At 70.0% G+C, this 16,083-nt stretch carries 13 protein-coding genes; 6 read left to right on the top strand and 7 right to left on the bottom strand.

The window, feature by feature from the left end; translation table 11 throughout:
- The first annotated feature begins 1 nt into the window (after position 1).
- The 3 genes from IEZ27_RS35975 to IEZ27_RS35965 all read left to right on the top strand — a co-directional run bounded on the left by IEZ27_RS35975 (position 2) and on the right by IEZ27_RS35965 (position 4,976).
- Positions 2–1,099, top strand: coding sequence for a C40 family peptidase (locus IEZ27_RS35975; RefSeq protein WP_229824654.1), 1,098 nt, complete (start codon positions 2–4; stop codon positions 1,097–1,099).
- A gap of 13 nt (positions 1,100–1,112) precedes the next feature.
- On the top strand, positions 1,113–1,505 hold the full coding sequence (locus tag IEZ27_RS35970) for a (deoxy)nucleoside triphosphate pyrophosphohydrolase (RefSeq protein ID WP_189651355.1): 393 nt from the start codon (positions 1,113–1,115) through the stop codon (positions 1,503–1,505).
- Positions 1,506–3,641: 2,136 nt separating this feature from the next.
- The gene (locus IEZ27_RS35965) at positions 3,642–4,976 is read left to right on the top strand and encodes a hypothetical protein (protein ID WP_189651354.1); all 1,335 of its coding nucleotides are present in this window, start codon (positions 3,642–3,644) and stop codon (positions 4,974–4,976) included.
- A 113-nt stretch (positions 4,977–5,089) separates the two neighbouring features.
- On the opposite strand, the gene IEZ27_RS35960 is transcribed toward IEZ27_RS35965, so the two are convergent.
- The 7 genes from IEZ27_RS35960 to IEZ27_RS35930 all read right to left on the bottom strand — a co-directional run bounded on the left by IEZ27_RS35960 (position 5,090) and on the right by IEZ27_RS35930 (position 12,401).
- Positions 5,090–5,842, bottom strand: a complete 753-nt coding sequence (locus IEZ27_RS35960) for a succinate dehydrogenase/fumarate reductase iron-sulfur subunit (protein WP_125636730.1) — start codon at positions 5,840–5,842, stop codon at positions 5,090–5,092.
- A complete protein-coding gene (locus IEZ27_RS35955; RefSeq protein ID WP_189651353.1) occupies positions 5,839–7,725 on the bottom strand; it encodes a fumarate reductase/succinate dehydrogenase flavoprotein subunit in 1,887 nt (628 codons plus the stop codon). The genes IEZ27_RS35960 and IEZ27_RS35955 overlap by 4 nt, the downstream gene beginning before the upstream one ends.
- Before the next feature lie 13 nt (positions 7,726–7,738).
- The gene (locus tag IEZ27_RS35950; RefSeq protein ID WP_189651352.1) at positions 7,739–8,524 is read right to left on the bottom strand and encodes a hypothetical protein; all 786 of its coding nucleotides are present in this window, start codon (positions 8,522–8,524) and stop codon (positions 7,739–7,741) included.
- 194 nt (positions 8,525–8,718) lie between these two features.
- Positions 8,719–9,168 (bottom strand): response regulator, encoded by a 450-nt coding sequence (locus IEZ27_RS35945; RefSeq protein WP_189651351.1) that lies wholly within the window; start codon positions 9,166–9,168, stop codon positions 8,719–8,721.
- Positions 9,165–10,307, bottom strand: coding sequence for a sensor histidine kinase (locus tag IEZ27_RS35940; protein WP_229824653.1), 1,143 nt, complete (start codon positions 10,305–10,307; stop codon positions 9,165–9,167). The genes IEZ27_RS35945 and IEZ27_RS35940 overlap by 4 nt, the downstream gene beginning before the upstream one ends.
- Positions 10,304–11,440: a PP2C family protein-serine/threonine phosphatase gene (locus IEZ27_RS35935; protein WP_189651350.1), complete on the bottom strand. Its 1,137-nt coding sequence runs from the start codon at positions 11,438–11,440 to the stop codon at positions 10,304–10,306. Before IEZ27_RS35935 ends, IEZ27_RS35940 begins: the two co-directional genes overlap by 4 nt.
- A gap of 31 nt (positions 11,441–11,471) precedes the next feature.
- Complete coding sequence (locus IEZ27_RS35930; RefSeq protein ID WP_189651349.1) at positions 11,472–12,401, bottom strand: LysR family transcriptional regulator; 930 nt, start codon at positions 12,399–12,401, stop codon at positions 11,472–11,474.
- A gap of 132 nt (positions 12,402–12,533) precedes the next feature.
- Between IEZ27_RS35930 and IEZ27_RS35925 the strand changes: the two genes are divergently transcribed.
- The 3 genes from IEZ27_RS35925 to IEZ27_RS35915 are packed head-to-tail and all read left to right on the top strand — an operon-like array spanning position 12,534 to position 15,951.
- Complete coding sequence (locus IEZ27_RS35925; RefSeq protein ID WP_125636736.1) at positions 12,534–13,292, top strand: succinate dehydrogenase cytochrome b subunit; 759 nt, start codon at positions 12,534–12,536, stop codon at positions 13,290–13,292.
- On the top strand, positions 13,289–15,214 hold the full coding sequence (locus IEZ27_RS35920; RefSeq protein ID WP_189651348.1) for a fumarate reductase/succinate dehydrogenase flavoprotein subunit: 1,926 nt from the start codon (positions 13,289–13,291) through the stop codon (positions 15,212–15,214). Before IEZ27_RS35925 ends, IEZ27_RS35920 begins: the two co-directional genes overlap by 4 nt.
- On the top strand, positions 15,211–15,951 hold the full coding sequence (locus IEZ27_RS35915; RefSeq protein ID WP_125636738.1) for a succinate dehydrogenase/fumarate reductase iron-sulfur subunit: 741 nt from the start codon (positions 15,211–15,213) through the stop codon (positions 15,949–15,951). Before IEZ27_RS35920 ends, IEZ27_RS35915 begins: the two co-directional genes overlap by 4 nt.
- Positions 15,952–16,083: the final 132 nt, after the last annotated feature.

The raw sequence follows: 16,083 nt of genomic DNA, 5'->3' as shown, positions 1-16,083 counted from the left end.
GGTGAACCCCCCCTCCCGAACCCGTCTGGCTCTGCTGCTCGGAATCGCCGGGATCCTGCTCCTGGCCGCGATCATCATCTCGCCGATGTTGCTGGTCTCGATGCCGTCGTTCCTGAACGGCGACGGCGCCTCGATCGACTGCGAGGGCGGTACCAAGGTGGAGGAGGTGTCCGACTCGGGCGCCTCCGACATCCCGGCCGACTACCTCGATCTGTACAAGAAGTGGGGCAAGAAGATCGGCGTCCAGTGGAACATCCTGGCCGCCGTGGGCAAGCGCGAGACCGACCACGGCCGTTCGAACCTGGCCGGGGTGAAGAGCGGCACCAACTACGCGGGCGCGGCGGGCCCGATGCAGTTCCTGATCTCGACGTGGGGCGGCAAGGCGCAGGTCGCGATGTCCTCGACGTTCAACGGGTACGCCTCCGACGGCGACGGCGACGGGGTGGGCGACGTCTACAACCCCGCCGACGCCATCCTGGGCGCCGCCAAGATGCTCAAGCGCAACGGCGCGCCCGAGAACGTCCGGCGGGCCCTGTTCACCTACAACCGCGCCTGGTGGTACGTCGACCAGGTCGAGGAGATCGCCAGGAAGTACGCCAAGTCGGGCGCGGTCGAGGTGCCGCCGCAGGCGTCGGAGGAGTGCGACGACCCCCTGGTCGCGGCCGCCCCGAGCGAGATCGTGGCCAAGATCCTCCAGTACGCGCTGGCGCAGCGCGGCAAGCCGTACCTGTGGGGCGGCACCGGGCCGGACGCGTTCGACTGCTCGGGCATCATCTACGCGGCCTACCGGGCGGCGGGGCTGAGCATCCCGCGTACCACGTTCACGCAGTGGCCGTTCGGGGTGAAGGTGTTAGCGGGTGAGGAGCAGCCCGGGGACCTGGTGTTCTTCAACGCCGGTCCGGGCACGTCGGCCGACAATCCCGGCCACGTCGGGCTGATCGTGTCGAAGGGCAAGATGGTGGAGGCCCGGTGCACGTTGTGCGGGCCGATCAAGGTCACGAGCTACCAGGCACGCGACAACAAGGTGGGCTTCACCCGTCCCCTCCAGAACCCCGACGTGCTCGATCAGCTCAAGAAGCTGCAGACTCCCGCACTGTGAGGATGACGGACGTATGAGCACGATCGTGGTAGCGGCGGTGATCGTCGCCCCCGGCGGCAGGGTGCTGGCCGCGCAGCGGGCCGCGCCCGCCGCGCTGGCCGGCGGCTGGGAGTTCCCCGGGGGCAAGGTGGACCCGGGGGAGGGCGAGGTCGTGGCGCTGATCCGGGAGTGCCGCGAGGAGCTCGGCGTGGAGATCACGGTGGGCGAGCGCGTGGGCGGGGACTGGGCGCTGTCGGAGGGGTACGTCCTGCGCGTGTGGCTGGCCACGCTCGCCTCCGGCACGCCCGAGGCCCGCGAGCATCTGGCGTTGCGGTGGCTGGGCCCCGGGGAGTATTACGACGTGGAGTGGCTGGGGGCCGACCTGCCGATCATGAAGACGGTGGAGAGTCTGCTTCAGCAGGGTTAGAGAGTCGCTCTCTGTGACATAACGATTACTAGGCGTAATTTGTCGCAGTGGGGGAGTCCGAGTGATGCGGCGTGGCTGGATCCTTTCTGGAGCGCTGATCCTGGTGGCGGTGCCCTCCGTGCCCGTGGCGGCGGCGGGGGTGACGCTCGTGCTCGAACGCGTGAGCGGCCCCGAGGGTGCGGGCAAGTGGATCAGGACGGGTGACGTCCAGAGGTTCAGGGTCCGGCTCAACGGGATGGCCAAGGGGGCCAAGGTCGCGGTGGCCACCAGCCCGGTGGAGGCGCTGGAGGGGTTGGCCTGTTCGCCCGCGGGGCCCAAGTCGGCTGACGACTTCTGGGGTGCGTCCCGGAGGGGCGACGGCGGCGCGGAACCTGGTGGGGACTTCGGCAGGGACTTCGGTGGAGACTCCGGCGGGGACTCCGGCGGGGACGTCGAGTCGTGGCCGTCCGGCCGGGATGGTGTGGCGGGGGCGTCCGGTTCGGGAGGGCCGGGCGCGGCTCCCTTCCCGTACGCGGGAGGGGAGCCGGTGCCGTGGGGGGCCGCGGGCGCGATAGGGCCCGAGGCGGGTGAGGGGCCGTACGAACGGGATGCGTGGCAGCCCGTACCGGGCCGGCGCGCGACGCGGGCGGGGGCCGCCGAGGAGGGTGCGCCGCCGTTCGGTGTCGGGGTGGAGGCTCCGGGGGCCGATGAAGGGCAGGGCTTGTCGCAGGCGGAAAGCGGGCGGCAGGTTGAAGGTGGGCGGCAGGCCGAGAGCGAGCGGCAGGCGGCGGGAGTGTTGGCCGCGCGGGCGCTGGCCGGAGGGGAGGGCTCGGCTCTCACCGGAGGTGCGCTGCCCGGCGCCGGGGTGTGCGCGCTCGGGGCCGTCTCGGGGGAGCGCGCGGTTGACGTGACCTTCCGGGCGCCTACGGGGGCCAAGGAGGTGGTGCTCACGGCGGTGGCCAGGTTGCGGGAGCCCTCCGGCGGGTTGACGACCATGAGCAGGACCACCGCCGTGCCGGTGGCCGAGGAGATGCCGCGCGAGGTCGCCACGATCAGCGGCCAGGCGGTACGCGTCCCTCCGGCGGAGGCGCGCAACCGGAGGCGGGGGGCGGGAGGACGTACCGGCGCGGGGACCGCGGCGGGGGGCGGAGGCGCCGCCGGGCTGCTGTGGGGGACGGGTGCGGGGACGGGTGCTGGGTTGACGCCAGGGACGGGGGCCGGGCTGCTGCCGGGGGGCGTTGGCGGGACGACGCGAGGTGGCCTGGTCGGCGGAGGTGGTGTGTCCTCGGGGCATCGCGGTCTTCCCGGCGGCGCCTCGGGGCTGGGTGCCAGAGGCGGGGCCCACGCGGCGTCTCCCCGAGCGGGAGGTGTCGGGGGTGCGTTGGGTGCGCTTCCCCGAGCGGGAGGTGCGGGTGCGTTGGGTGCGCTTCCTCGGGCGGGTGGGGCTCAGGGCGTTCTCCCGGGGGTGGGGGGTGTCCAGAAGGTGTTGCCGCAGGCCGGTGGTACGGGGGGTGCTCTTGGGGCGTTTCCGCGTGCGGGAGGTTTGGGGCAGGGCGCTGTGACTGGAGGAGGCGGGGTCGCGTCCGGCGGTGTGCCGGGGGTGGCGCAACCTGGCGTGCCCGGTGGTGGGGTGGCGGGGAGCTTGCCTGGCGGTGTGGCGCAAGGGGCGGTGCCCGGTGGTGTGGCGGGTCTGGCCGGTGGTGGGGCTCTGGGCGGGCTGCCGGGTGGGCCGGCTCAGGGAGGGGTCCCCGGTGGCGCGGTTCAGGGAGGGCTGCCGGGTGGTGCGGTTCAAGGGGGACTGCCTGGGGGGCTCGTCCAAGGAGGGCTGCCTGGGGGGTCGGTTCGTCCGGGGCAGGTAGGTGGCGGTGTCTCGGGGATGCCTGAGGGCGCGGGTGGTGGGGCGCCTTGGCCGGTGCAGGTGGTGGTGGCACGGAAACCGGTACGGCCGGTCGCGTACGCCAGCCCCCTGGACGGGCCGCGCGGTTTGTCGCTGGTCATTGGGGGGATCGGGGTGTTGTTGCTAGCTCTGTGGCTGGTCGCGCGTATACAACGCAGCAGACATAAGCCGCGAAACGTATGGTGATTACGTCTTTACTGTGGCTTTGACCCGACTAGTATTCCCTTGACCATGGTTCCGGGACTATGCGGAGGGCTCCGGTGGCACGCACGCGAGCGACAGCCGTGTCCGCGATCGTCCTCGCGTTAGGGCTCACGGGTGTCGGCGTGGCCCCGTTCGTCGGCCAGAGCGCGAGTGCTTCCGTCAGCCGCGCGGCCTTCGACCCGGCGGTGGAGCCGTGCGACGCGGGTGAGACCTGCGACCCGCAGGCCACGGTCACGGTCACCACGACGCTGGGTTCGCCGACGCCGGAGGATGCTCCGGAGACGACGATCACCCACACCGTCACCGCGTCCCCCACGAAGACCACCAAAGCGCCGAAGCCACCCAAGACCACCACCGCGCCCACGCCTCCGCCCGTGCAGGAGACGACGCAGCAGCCGATCGCGCCCCTGCCCACCGCGCAGACCACGGCCGGGCCGCTGCCCACGGAGCCCACGACGGAGCAGTCCGTCGAGATGCCCTCCCTCGCGCCGTCCGACACGCCGACCGTGGCCCCGCCGAGCGACACCGCCCCGACCACGGACTCGGTCCAGCTTGAGGTGCGCAAGGCCGCGCCGGAGTTCGACCAGAAGTCGCTGACGCAGAAGCTCAGCATCCCGGCGCTGGTGCTGGTCCTGCTCGCGCTGTTCGCGGTGCTCATCTTCGAGGGACGGCTGCGCCGCGTCGCCCACGCGGCCGCGGTGCGCAAGGCCGGTCCCCAGGCGGCGACCCGTACGGACCTGCCGCCGCCCGGCTACCCGGCCGGCCCCGGGTACGCCACGGCGGCCTTCCCGGCCCCGGGTTACCCCGGCGGCACGGCGTACGCGCCGATCATCAGCTTCGTCCCGGTCCAGACCTACCCGACCGCCCAGCCCGGCTACGGCCCGGTCTACCAGGACCCGTACGGCGGCCAGCCCGGTTACGCGCCCGAGCCGGCGCCCCCGACCGTGCCCGAGCCCGTCGTGCTGCACCCGGACGAGTTCGACTCCTACAACGAGCCCGCGCCGAGCCCCAAGGACTACCGGGACCCGTTCGAGCCGCTGGTCCCGGCCGAGCAGCCGCCGGGTGACATCCCGCCGGGCGGCGCGAAGCCGTACGAGGACGAGCGTGAGTTCCCGCTCGCGCCGGCCGCGGCTGCGGAGAGCGGCGACTCCGAGCCCTGGCAGCAGGGCGCGTCCCTGTTCGAGCCGAGGCAGCCCCAGCAGCCTCAGCAGGCCCCGCCGGTCCAGCAGCAACCGTCGTCGCCGCCGGAGGGGTACCAGCCGCCGCCGTATCTGCCGCCGGAGGGGGACGCGGCGACGGTCGTCCAGCCGCTGCCGCCGCTGCCGCCGGAGGGCGCCACCCAGGAGATGCCCGACCCCAAGCAAAAGAAGAAGCACTGGGGCCGCAAGTAACCGCACGCCGCACGCCGAACATCGAACGCCGAACGCGGAAGCGGGGGCCGGATCCGATCCGGCCCCCGCTTCTGCGTTCCGTCGCCTGTTCGGCTTCGGCTTTCCGCCGCTGCCTACTTGGCGCGCTTGAAGATCTTGTTGCCCAGCCACACCAGCGGGTCGTACTTGCGGTCGGCCACGCGCTCCTTCATCGGGATCAGCGCGTTGTCGGTGATCTTGATGTGCTCGGGGCAGACCTCGGTGCAGCACTTGGTGATGTTGCAGTAGCCGAGCCCGTGCTCGTCCTGGGCGGATTCCTGCCGGTCGGCCACGTCATACGGGTGCATGTCCAGCTCGGCGATCCGCATGAGGAAGCGGGGACCGGCGAAGGCCGGCTTGTTCTCCTCGTGGTCGCGGATCACGTGGCAGACGTTGTTGCACATGAAGCACTCGATGCACTTGCGGAACTCCTGGGAGCGCTCGACATCGACCTGCTGCATGCGGTACTCGCCCGGCCGTACCCCGGCCGGCGGGGTGAACGAGGGGATCTCACGGGCCTTCTGGTAGTTGAAGGACACGTCGGTGACCAGGTCCTTGATGACGGGGAAGGTCCGCATCGGGGTGACCGTGATGGTCTCGTCCTCGGAGAAGGTGGACATCCGGGTCATGCAGCCCAGCCGGGGCTTGCCGTTGATCTCCATGCTGCACGAGCCGCACTTGCCGGCCTTGCAGTTCCAGCGCACCGCCAGGTCGGGGGCCTGCGTCGCCTGGAGCCTGTGGATGATGTCGAGGACGACCTCGCCCTCGTTCACCTCGACGGTGAAGTCCTCAAGCTTGCCCTCGCCGCCCTCACCACGCCAGACCTTGAACTTCGCCTTGTAACTCATTTGGCAATCCCGTCGAACTCGGCCATCTCTTCGTCGGTGAGGTACTTCTTCAGCTCGTCCCGGTCGAACAGGGTGATCAGGTCGTCGCGCATGGACGGCTGGATCTTCTCCACGACCTGGACGTCGCCGCCGTCCGCGGTGGAGCAGACGAGCAGCTTGCGACGCCAGTCCGGATTCATCCCGGGGAAGTCGTCGCGCGTGTGGCCGCCGCGGCTCTCCTCACGCAGCAGGGCGGCGCGGGCCACGCACTCGGAGACCAGCACCATGTTGCGCAGGTCGATCGCCAGGTGCCAGCCGGGGTTGTAGATCCGCGAGCCGGCCGCGCCGACCTGGCGTACGCGCTCCTTGAGCTTCTCCACGACCTCCATGGCCTCGGAGACCTCTTCGGCCTTGCGGATGATGCCGACCAGCTCGTTCATGGTCCGCTGGAGCTCGTGGTGCACCTCGTACGGGTTCTCGCCGTCGCGCTGGAGGGGCGCCAGGGCCTCCTCGTGAGCGGCGTCCACGAGTTCCTGGTCGATCTTGGGGCGGGCCTTGAGGCCGTCCACGTACGCCGCCGCGCCCGCGCCCGCGCGCCGCCCGAACACCAGCAGGTCGGACAGCGAGTTGCCGCCCAGCCGGTTGGAGCCGTGCATGCCACCGGACACCTCGCCCGCCGCGAACAGCCCGGGTACGGCCGCCGCGCCGGTGTCGGCGTCCACCTCGACGCCGCCCATGATGTAGTGGCAGGTCGGGCCGACCTGCATGGGCTCGGCGGTGATGTCGACGTCGGCCAGCTCCTTGAACTGGTGGTGCATCGACGGCAGCCGCTTCTTGATCTCCTCGGCCGGCAGGCGGGTCGAGACGTCGAGGAAGACGCCGCCCTGGGGGGATCCGCGACCGGCCTTGACCTCGGAGTTGATCGCGCGGGCCACCTCGTCACGCGGCAGCAGCTCCGGCGGGCGCCGGTTGTTGGCCTGGTCGTTGTACCAGCGGTCGCCCTCCTCCTCGGTGGTGGCGTACTTGTCCTTGAACACCTCGGGGATGTAGTCGAACATGAAGCGCTTGCCCTCGGAGTTGCGCAGCACGCCGCCGTCGCCGCGGACGGACTCGGTGACGAGGATGCCGCGCACGGACGGCGGCCAGACCATCCCGGTGGGGTGGAACTGGATGAACTCCATGTTGATCAGGTTGGCGCCGGCGAGCAGGGCCAGGGCGTGGCCGTCGCCGGTGTACTCCCAGGAGTTGGAGGTGACGACGTACGACTTGCCGATGCCGCCGGTGGCCAGGACCACCGCGGGGGCGTCGAAGAGCAGGAAGTTGCCGGTCTCGCGCCAGTAGCCGAACGCGCCGGAGATGCGGTCGCCGTCCTTGAGCAGGCGGGTGACCGTGCACTCGGCGAAGACCTTGATGTAGGCCTCGTGGTCGCCGTGCGTCTCGAAGTCCTCCTGCTGGAGCGCGACGACGCGCTGCTGCAGCGTGCGGATCAGCTCCAGGCCGGTACGGTCGCCCACGTGTGCGAGCCGCGGGTACTCGTGACCGCCGAAGTTCCGCTGGCTGATCTTGCCGTCCTTGGTGCGGTCGAACAGCGCGCCCCACGCCTCCAGCTCCCAGACGCGGTCGGGGGCCTCCTTGGCGTGCAGTTCGGCCATGCGCCAGTTGTTGAGGAACTTGCCGCCCCGCATGGTGTCACGGAAGTGCACCATCCAGTTGTCGTCGGAGTTGACGTTCCCCATCGCGGCGGCCGCGCCGCCCTCGGCCATGACGGTGTGCGCCTTGCCGAACAGCGACTTGCAGACGATCGCCGTGCGCTTGCCCTGCTGGCGGGCCTCGATGGCGGCCCGCAGCCCGGCGCCGCCCGCACCGATGACGACGACGTCGTATTCGTGACGCTCGATTTCCACTTGAAGAAGTCCTTTATGCGAACGGGAAGGCGATGACGCCCTTGGCGACCATGCGGACGTAGAAGTCGGCGATCATGACCGAGAACATCGAGGCCCAGGCGAGCTGCTGGTGCTTGGCGTTCAGCTTGGAGACGAACGTCCAGGCCCGGTAGCGCAGCGGGTGACGGGAGAAGTGGTTCAGCCTGCCCGCGGTGATGTGCCGGCACGAGTGGCACGACAGCGTGTACGTGTTGATCAGCACGGCGTTGACGACCAGGATCCAGGTGCCGAGGCCCTGCGGCTTGTGCACGAGCGCCAGGACGGCGTCGTAGGCCAGGACGAGGCCGATGAGGATGGCCGCGTAGAAGAAGTACCGGTGGATGTTCTGGATGATCAGCGGGAAGCGGGTCTCACCGGTGTACTTGCCGTGCGGCTCCTGGACGGCGCACGCGGCCGGCGACAACCAGAACGAGCGGTAGTACGACTTGCGGTAGTAGTAGCACGTCAACCGGAACCCGCCGGGCAGGCCGAGGATGAGCAGCCCCGGCGGCAGGGTGAACCAGTCGCCGATCGGCGCCCACCCGAACAGCCGCGCGCCCTCGGGGCACGCCGTGGTCAGACAGGGCGAGGCGAACGGGGCGATGTACGGATCGACGAAATAACTGCCGTCGATGATCGCCCACACACCGTAGACAAGGAACGAGCTGAGCCCGAGGAATGTCAGCAGCGGGACCAGCCACCACCTGTCGGTGCGCAGCGTGCGCACCTTGACCTGGGCGCGCTGCCTTCTGACCGGGGCTTCGGGCGTCGTCTGGGTCATCGCGGACCTCTCCACCTCCCGCGGACCCTGCACACAGGGGGTCCGGGTCGTTTCATTGGGCGCGCGTACGGCGGGTGCGGTACCGCTCTGGGCGCGCATTGGTGGGGGATACGTTACGACGACCGCATAGGATTTTGTGAGCGGGGTCACTCACTTTTTCGATGACCTGATGTGATTCCTGTCACGTACGCGCGTCAGGGCCGCTGTCCTTGGTCCGGGAGCTTCACCACGGTGACGAAAAAATCATCTATTTGCCGGACAACACGGATAAATTGCTCGAAATCCACGGGCTTCGACACATAGGCGTTGGCGTGCAGCCGGTAGCTGTGCAGGATGTCCTCCTCCGCCTCCGAGGTCGTCAGGATCACCACCGGGATCGTCCGCAGCGTGGCGTCGGCCTTGACCTCGCGCAACACCTCCAGGCCGTTCATCCGGGGCAGGTTGAGGTCGAGCAGGATCAGGTCGGGCCGGGGCGCTTCGGCGTAGGCGTGCTCCCGCCGCAGGTACGCCATCGCCTGCTCGCCGTCGTTGACCACGTTGAGCCGGTTCCTGACCTTGTTGAGCTCGAACGCCTCCCTGGTGAGCAGGATGTCCCCCTGGTCGTCCTCCACGAGGAGCACGTCGATCGGGCGCCAGTCCGTCATGTGTCGTCTCCCGCCGCCGGCAGCGTCCAGCGGAACGTGGCGCCCTGGCCGGCCGGCGTGTCGTCGAGCCAGAGTTGTCCGCCGTGGTACTCGACGATCTTGCGGCAGAGGGCCAGGCCGATGCCGGTCCCGGGGTAGACGTCCCGGGGGTGGAGCCGCTGGAAGATCAGGAAGATGCGGTCGGCGTACTTGGGCTCGACGCCGATGCCGTTGTCGGAGCAGGTGAACTCCCACAGGTCGCCCTTCCGCTCGGCCGTGACGCGCACGCTCGGCGGGGACTCCGAACGGAACTTGATCGCGTTCTCGACGAGGTTCTGGAAGAGCTGGGTGAGCTGCAGCCGGTTGCCCGTGACCACCGGCAGGTCGTCCCGGGTGACGGTGGTGCCGGTGTCCTCGATCGCGGCCGACAGGTTGTCCAGGGCACGGTCCAGGGCCTCGCCCGAGTCGGTCGGCACCCGTTCGCCGCTCACCCGGCCGACCCTGGAGAAGTCGAGCAGGTCGTTGATCAGGAGTTGCATGCGCTTGGCGCCGTCGACCGCGTAGTGGATGTACTGCCGGGCGCGGTCGTCGAGCTGCGTGCCGTAGCGCTGCTCCAGCATCTGGGTGAAGCTGGCGACCTTGCGCAGCGGCTCCTGGAGGTCGTGGCTGGCGACGTAGGCGAACTGCTCCAGCTCGCCGTTCGACCTGCGCAGCTCCTCGGCCTGGTCGGCGGCCTCGCGCCAGGCCGAGACGATACGCCGGCGCATGGAGTCGACGTGGCTGGACAGCTCGCTCAGCTCGGCCGGCCGGTCCACGCCGAGCCGGTGGTCGAAATCGCCGGCGGCGACCGTGCGTACCTGCTCGCTGAGCTGGGCGACGGGCTTCAGGACGGCGTACCTGACGATGAACGCCAGCCCCGCGCCGCAGGCCAGCAGCACCCCGAACAACACGATCAGCGCCACGTTGAGCCGGTCGAGCTGGGCGGCCACCTCGGGCCTCGGGCCGAGGGAACGCGCGTGCGCGATCATCGCCATGGTGACCACCACCCCGGCCGCGAACGCGACCCCCGCCACCGCGCCGATGAACAGGAACCAGCGGGCCACCGGCAGCCGGCCGACCCCGGTCGGCTGCTTCGGGGGAGGCAGTGGATGGATGCTCACGGCGACCTCCTCGACACCAGGACGACCGCGAGGTCGTCGCTCAGCCTGCCGGCGTGCCGGATCAGCCGGTCGAGGTCGATGACGCCGTGCTCGCGCACCAGGCCGACCAGGCCGTCGACGCCGAGCTGCCCCTTCTGCTCGCCGACGGCGGCCTCGATCAGGCCGTCGGTGTAGAACATCATCGACCACTCCTCACCCAGCGGCACGTCGATGACCGTCCACTCGGCGTCGGCGAAGATGCCGAGCGGCGGCCCCGAGGGCGCGTCGGCCACCACCGTGGGGACGCCGTCGCGGACCAGCACCGGCGGCGGGTGCCCGACCACGCGCAGCCGGGCGTGCCGCAGGTCGGGAGTGAGCGTGGCCGTGCACAGCGTGGTGAAGATCTCGGGAGCCTTGCGCTCGGCGCGCAGCAGGGCATCCATCGTGCGCAGCAGCGTGTCGCCGGTCTGACCGGCCAGCACCAGCGTGCGCCAGGCGATGCGCAGCGCCACGCCGAGCGCGGCCTCGTCCGGCCCGTGGCCGCACACGTCGCCCACCACGATGTGCACCGCGCCGTCGGCGGTCTGGACCATGTCGAGGAAGTCGCCGGCCAGCAGCGTGCCCTGGTCGCCGGGCAGGTAGCGGATCTGGTGGGTGATCGCGTCGGTGCGCAGCAGGGGCACCGGGAGCAGGCCGCCCTCCAGGCGGGCGTTCTCCTTGGCCGTCAGCTCGGCCTCGAACAGTCTGAGCTGGGCCAGGTCGGCCCGCTTGCGCTCCATGGCGTACCGGATCGACCGGGCCAGCAGCCGGGCGTCCACGTCCTGCTTGACGAGGTAGTCCTGGGCGCCGGCCTGGACGGCGCTGACACCCACGTGGACGTCCCTGAGTCCGGTCAGGACGAGCACGGCCGTGTGCGGAGCCAGCGCGAGCACCTCCTCCAGCGCTTCGAGCCGGCTGGCGTCGGGCAGCGTGAGATCGACGAGCACGCACTGGACCGCCGGGCCGAGCTTGGTCCTGGCCTCCTGGAGGCTGCGCGCCCGGAAGATCCTCGGAGGCGCCTCGGCCTGTTCGAGCAGTTCCTCGACGAGGAAGGCGTCGCCGTCATCGTCCTCGATGAGGAGCAGTGTCAGCGTTTCGGTGAGGTTTGCCGTCACACGCCTCTCCGGGGAGTCGGGCCGTTGCTGCTCATTCTGCGATGAGTTCGACCCCTTGCGGAAGCGTGCCTTCCTGGCCGGCTTCGACCACGAAGGAGAGCAGGGTCTCCCGGAACGCCTGCGCGGCCCTGGTCGGGTCGACGTCCTTGCGGTGGGCCAGGGCGATCGTACGGCTCAGACCGGGCGGCGCGAGCGGCGTGCCCGACAACCCCGGCCGCCCGTCGAGCACCATCGACGGCACCACGGCCACGCCGAGCCCCGCCTCCACGAACCGCAGCACCGCGTCCATCTCCCCGCCCTGCACCGAGAACCTGGGCTCGAACCCGGCCTGTCGGCAGGCGGTGAGGGTCGCCTCGCGCAGGTCGTAGCCGCGCCTGAACATCACCATCTGCCTGCCGCGCAGGTCCTCGATCCGCAGGTACGGCCCCCGCGTCCGCTCGTGGGAGGGCGCGACCACGACGAGGTTCTCCCGCAGGATCTCCTCGGTCACCAGCGAGGGGTCGTCGCTCTGCAGCGGCATGATGATCAGCGACAGGTCGAGCTGCCCCCTGGCCAGCGCCCTGACCAGGTCACGCGAGCCGCCCTCCTCCACCAGCAGCTCCACCCCCGGGTACGCCCGATGGAAGCGGGCCAGCGCGTCGGCCAGCAGCCCCGCGCACAACGACGGCGTGGCCCCCAGCCGCACCCGGCCCCGGCGCAGCCCCGCCAGCTCGGCCACCTCCTGGCGGGCGGTGTCGGCGTCGGCCAGCATCCGGCGGGCCAGGGGGAGCAGCGCCTCGCCCGCCGCCGTCAGCGTGACGTTGCCGCGCGCGCGGGAGAACAGCCGCGCGCCGAGGTCGCTCTCCAGGGCCTTGATCTGCTTGCTGAGCGAGGGCTGGGCGACCCGCATGCGCTCGGCCGCCTGGGTGAAGTGCCTGGTCTCCGCGACCGCCACGAAGTAGGCGAGCTGTTGCAACTGCATGTGATTTTCCTCGCACCGGCCGAGCATTTTTCCTTATGTCGACCGTATAAACCAAGCATCATAGCCGGAAGCTATGGAAACCAGATCCGCGATGACTTGGACGGATCATTGCTGGATACCTAGCGTTCAAACGTGACTGCCACGATAGAGCGCGGCGCCGCCACCGCGCCTGTTAACGCCCCCAAGGGTGCCTCGCACGCACCAACGTCCAAGAAGCCGAGCCGGTTCCTGAGCTCGTCGAACGGCAAGAAAGTCGTCATGGCCGTCACGGGCGCCGTGATGGTGTCCTTCCTTGTCCTTCACATGCTGGGCAACCTCAAGATCTTCCTCGGCAAGGACTCGTTCAACGAGTACGCCGACGCGCTGCGCACGCTGTTCGAGCCCATCGCGCCGTACCGGACGGTGCTGACGATCCTGGAGATCGGGCTCGTCGTCTCGGTCGTCCTGCACATGTGGGCCGCGATCTCGCTGGCGCGCAAGGCCGCCAAGGCCCGCCCGGTCAAGTACGTGGCCAAGAAGTCCCAGGCCAACGGTTACGCCACGCACATCATGCGGTTCGGCGGCCTGACGATCCTGCTCTTCGTGATCTGGCACCTGCTCGACCTCACCTTCGGCGTCGTGAACCCCAAGGGCTTCGACTCCGCGCCCGCCGACCGCATGGTCGCCGGCTTCGACGCCTCCCGCTGGTGGGTGACCCTCATCTACCTGGTGGCCGTCGTCATGGTCGGCCTGCACCTGCGGCACGGCATCTGGAGCGCCTTCCAGACGCTCGGCTGGGCCAACCGCAACCGCAACCGCGGCCTGCGCCTGACGGCCGGCCTGGTCTCGGCGGTCCTGGTGATCGGCTTCCTGGCCCCGCCCCTCGCGATCACGTTCGGAGTTGTGAAGTGAAGTACACCGAAGGCTCGGAGATCCGGGACACCAAGGCTCCCGCCGGTCCCATCGAGGAGCGGTGGGAGAAGCGGAAGTTCAGCGCCAAGCTGGTCAACCCCGCCAACAAGCGCAAGCTCAACGTGATCGTCGTCGGCACCGGCCTGGCGGGCGGCTCGGCCGCGGCGACCCTCGGCGAGCTGGGCTACAACGTCAAGTCGTTCTGCTACCAGGACACGCCCCGGCGCGCCCACTCCATCGCCGCCCAGGGCGGCATCAACGCCGCGAAGAACTACCGCGGCGACGGCGACTCGATCTACCGGCTCTTCTACGACACCGTCAAGGGCGGCGACTTCCGCGCCCGCGAGTCGAACGTCTACCGCCTGGCCCAGGTCTCGGTGAACATCATCGACCAGGCCGTGGCCCAGGGCGTGCCGTTCGCCCGCGAGTACGGCGGCCTGCTGGACACCCGCTCCTTCGGCGGCGCCCAGGTCTCCCGTACGTTCTACGCCCGCGGCCAGACGGGGCAGCAGCTCCTGCTGGGGGCGTACCAGGCGCTGGAGCGGCAGATCGCGGCCGGGACCGTGGAGATGCACACCCGCCACGAGATGCTCGACCTGATCGTCTCCGACGGGCGGGCGCGCGGCGTCATCGTGCGCGACATGGTGACCGGCGAGATCGAGCGGCACCTGGCCGACGCCGTGGTGCTGGCCACCGGCGGTTACGGCAACGTGTTCTTCCTGTCCACGAACGCCAAGGGCTGCAACACGACGGCCATCTGGCGGGCGCACGAGCGCGGCGCGTACCTCGCCAACCCGTGCTACACGCAGATCCACCCGACCTGCATCCCGGTCTCCGGCGAGTACCAGTCGAAGCTGACGCTGATGTCGGAGTCGCTGCGCAACGACGGCCGCGTGTGGGTGCCGCTGCGCAAGGACGACGACCGGGCCCCCGGCGACATCCCGGAGGAGGAGCGCGACTACTACCTGGAGCGCATCTACCCCGCCTTCGGCAACCTGGTCCCGCGTGACATCGCCTCCCGCGCCGCCAAGAACGTCTGCGACGAGGGCCGCGGCGTCGGCCCCGGCGGGCTCGGCGTCTACCTCGACTTCCGCGACGCCATCGGCCGCCTCGGCCGCGACGCCGTGGAGAAGAAGTACGGCAACCTCTTCGAGATGTACGAGCGCATCACCGGCGAGAACCCGTACGACGTGCCGATGCGCATCTACCCCGCGGTCCACTACACGATGGGCGGCCTGTGGGTGGACTACGACCTGCAGTCCACGATCCCCGGCCTGTTCGTGATCGGCGAGGCCAACTTCTCCGACCACGGCGCGAACCGGCTCGGCGCCTCGGCGCTGATGCAGGGCCTGGCCGACGGGTACTTCGTGCTCCCGACCACGATCGGCGACTACCTGGCCAACGGCCCGTACGGCGAGGTGGACGAGGAGGCCGTGGCCGAGGCGGAGATCAAGGTCCGTACCAGGATCGACCGCCTGATGTCGGTGAACGGCACCCGCACCCCCGACTCCTTCCACCGCGAGCTGGGCAAGCTCATGTGGGACTACTGCGGCATGGAGCGCACCGAGGAGTCGCTGCGCAAGGCCCTGGAGCGCATCCCCGAGCTGCGCGAGGAGTTCTGGAAGAACGTCAAGGTGTCCGGCACCGCCGAGGAGCTGAACCAGGTCCTGGAGAAGGCCGGCCGCGTCGCCGACTTCTTCGACCTGGCCGAGCTCATGTGCCTGGACGCCCTCGTCCGCACCGAGTCCTGCGGCGGCCACTTCCGCGCCGAGTCGCAGGACCCCGACGGCGAGGCCCTGCGCGACGACGAGCACTTCGCGCACGTCTCGGCCTGGGAGCGCACGCCCTCCGGCGAGACGGTGCTGCACAAGGAAGCGCTCGAGTACGAGTACGTCAAGATGACCCAGCGGAGCTACAAGTGAACCTGACCCTCAAGGTCTGGCGTCAGAACGGCGCTTCGGACGCCGGACGCATGGTGACGTACCGGGTGGAGGACGTGTCCCCGGACATGTCGTTCCTGGAGATGCTGGACGTGCTGAACGAGCGGCTGATCCTGGAGGGCGACGACCCGATCGCCTTCGACCACGACTGCCGCGAGGGCATCTGCGGCATGTGCGGCATGGTCATCAATGGCGTGGCGCACGGCGAGCAGCGCGCCACGACGACGTGCCAGCTCCACATGCGCCACTTCGAGGACGGCGCCGAGATCACCATCGAGCCGTGGCGCGCGGCGCCGTTCCCGGTGGTGAAGGACCTGGTCGTGGACCGCAGCGCGTTCGACCGCATCATCCAGGCGGGCGGGTTCGTCTCGGTCCCGGCCGGCTCGGCCCCGGACGCGCACAGCGTCCCGGTGCGCAAGGAGGACGCCGACGCCGCGTTCGACGCCGCGACCTGCATCGGCTGCGGCGCCTGCGTGGCGGCCTGCCCGAACGGCTCGGCCTCCCTGTTCACCGCCGCCAAGATCACCCACCTCAGCCTGCTGCCCCAGGGCCAGCCGGAGCGCCTGACCCGTGCCAAGGCCATGGTGGACCAGATGGACGCCGAGGGCTTCGGCGGCTGCACGAACACCGGCGAGTGCACGGCCGTGTGCCCCAAGGGCATCCCGCTGGACGCGATCGCCCAGATGAACAGCGACTATCTCAAGGCCAACGCCAAGTAGGCACGGTCTCGCAGGCCCCGTCCCGGTACGGGTGAAGTCAAGGGGTCGTCGCAACACTGATTGATCAACTGGCGAGTGCCAGGAGCTTGGTGAGACGCTCGGCTGGGGTTTCCCAGCCGAGCGTTTTGCGTG

It is taken from the genome of Nonomuraea spiralis (assembly GCF_014648435.1).
GTDB lineage: Bacteria > Actinomycetota > Actinomycetes > Streptosporangiales > Streptosporangiaceae > Nonomuraea > Nonomuraea spiralis.
This window is presented reverse-complemented; position numbering and strand designations above follow the sequence as displayed.

Coding starts and splice junctions, on each gene's coding strand:
- IEZ27_RS35970 (WP_189651355.1), top strand. CDS start 1,113: ATGAGCACGATCGTGGTAGCGGCGGTGATCGTCGCCCCCGGCGGCAGG.
- IEZ27_RS35960 (WP_125636730.1), bottom strand. CDS start 5,842: ATGAGTTACAAGGCGAAGTTCAAGGTCTGGCGTGGTGAGGGCGGCGAG.
- IEZ27_RS35950 (WP_189651352.1), bottom strand. CDS start 8,524: ATGACCCAGACGACGCCCGAAGCCCCGGTCAGAAGGCAGCGCGCCCAG.
- IEZ27_RS35945 (WP_189651351.1), bottom strand. CDS start 9,168: ATGACGGACTGGCGCCCGATCGACGTGCTCCTCGTGGAGGACGACCAG.
- IEZ27_RS35930 (WP_189651349.1), bottom strand. CDS start 12,401: ATGCAGTTGCAACAGCTCGCCTACTTCGTGGCGGTCGCGGAGACCAGG.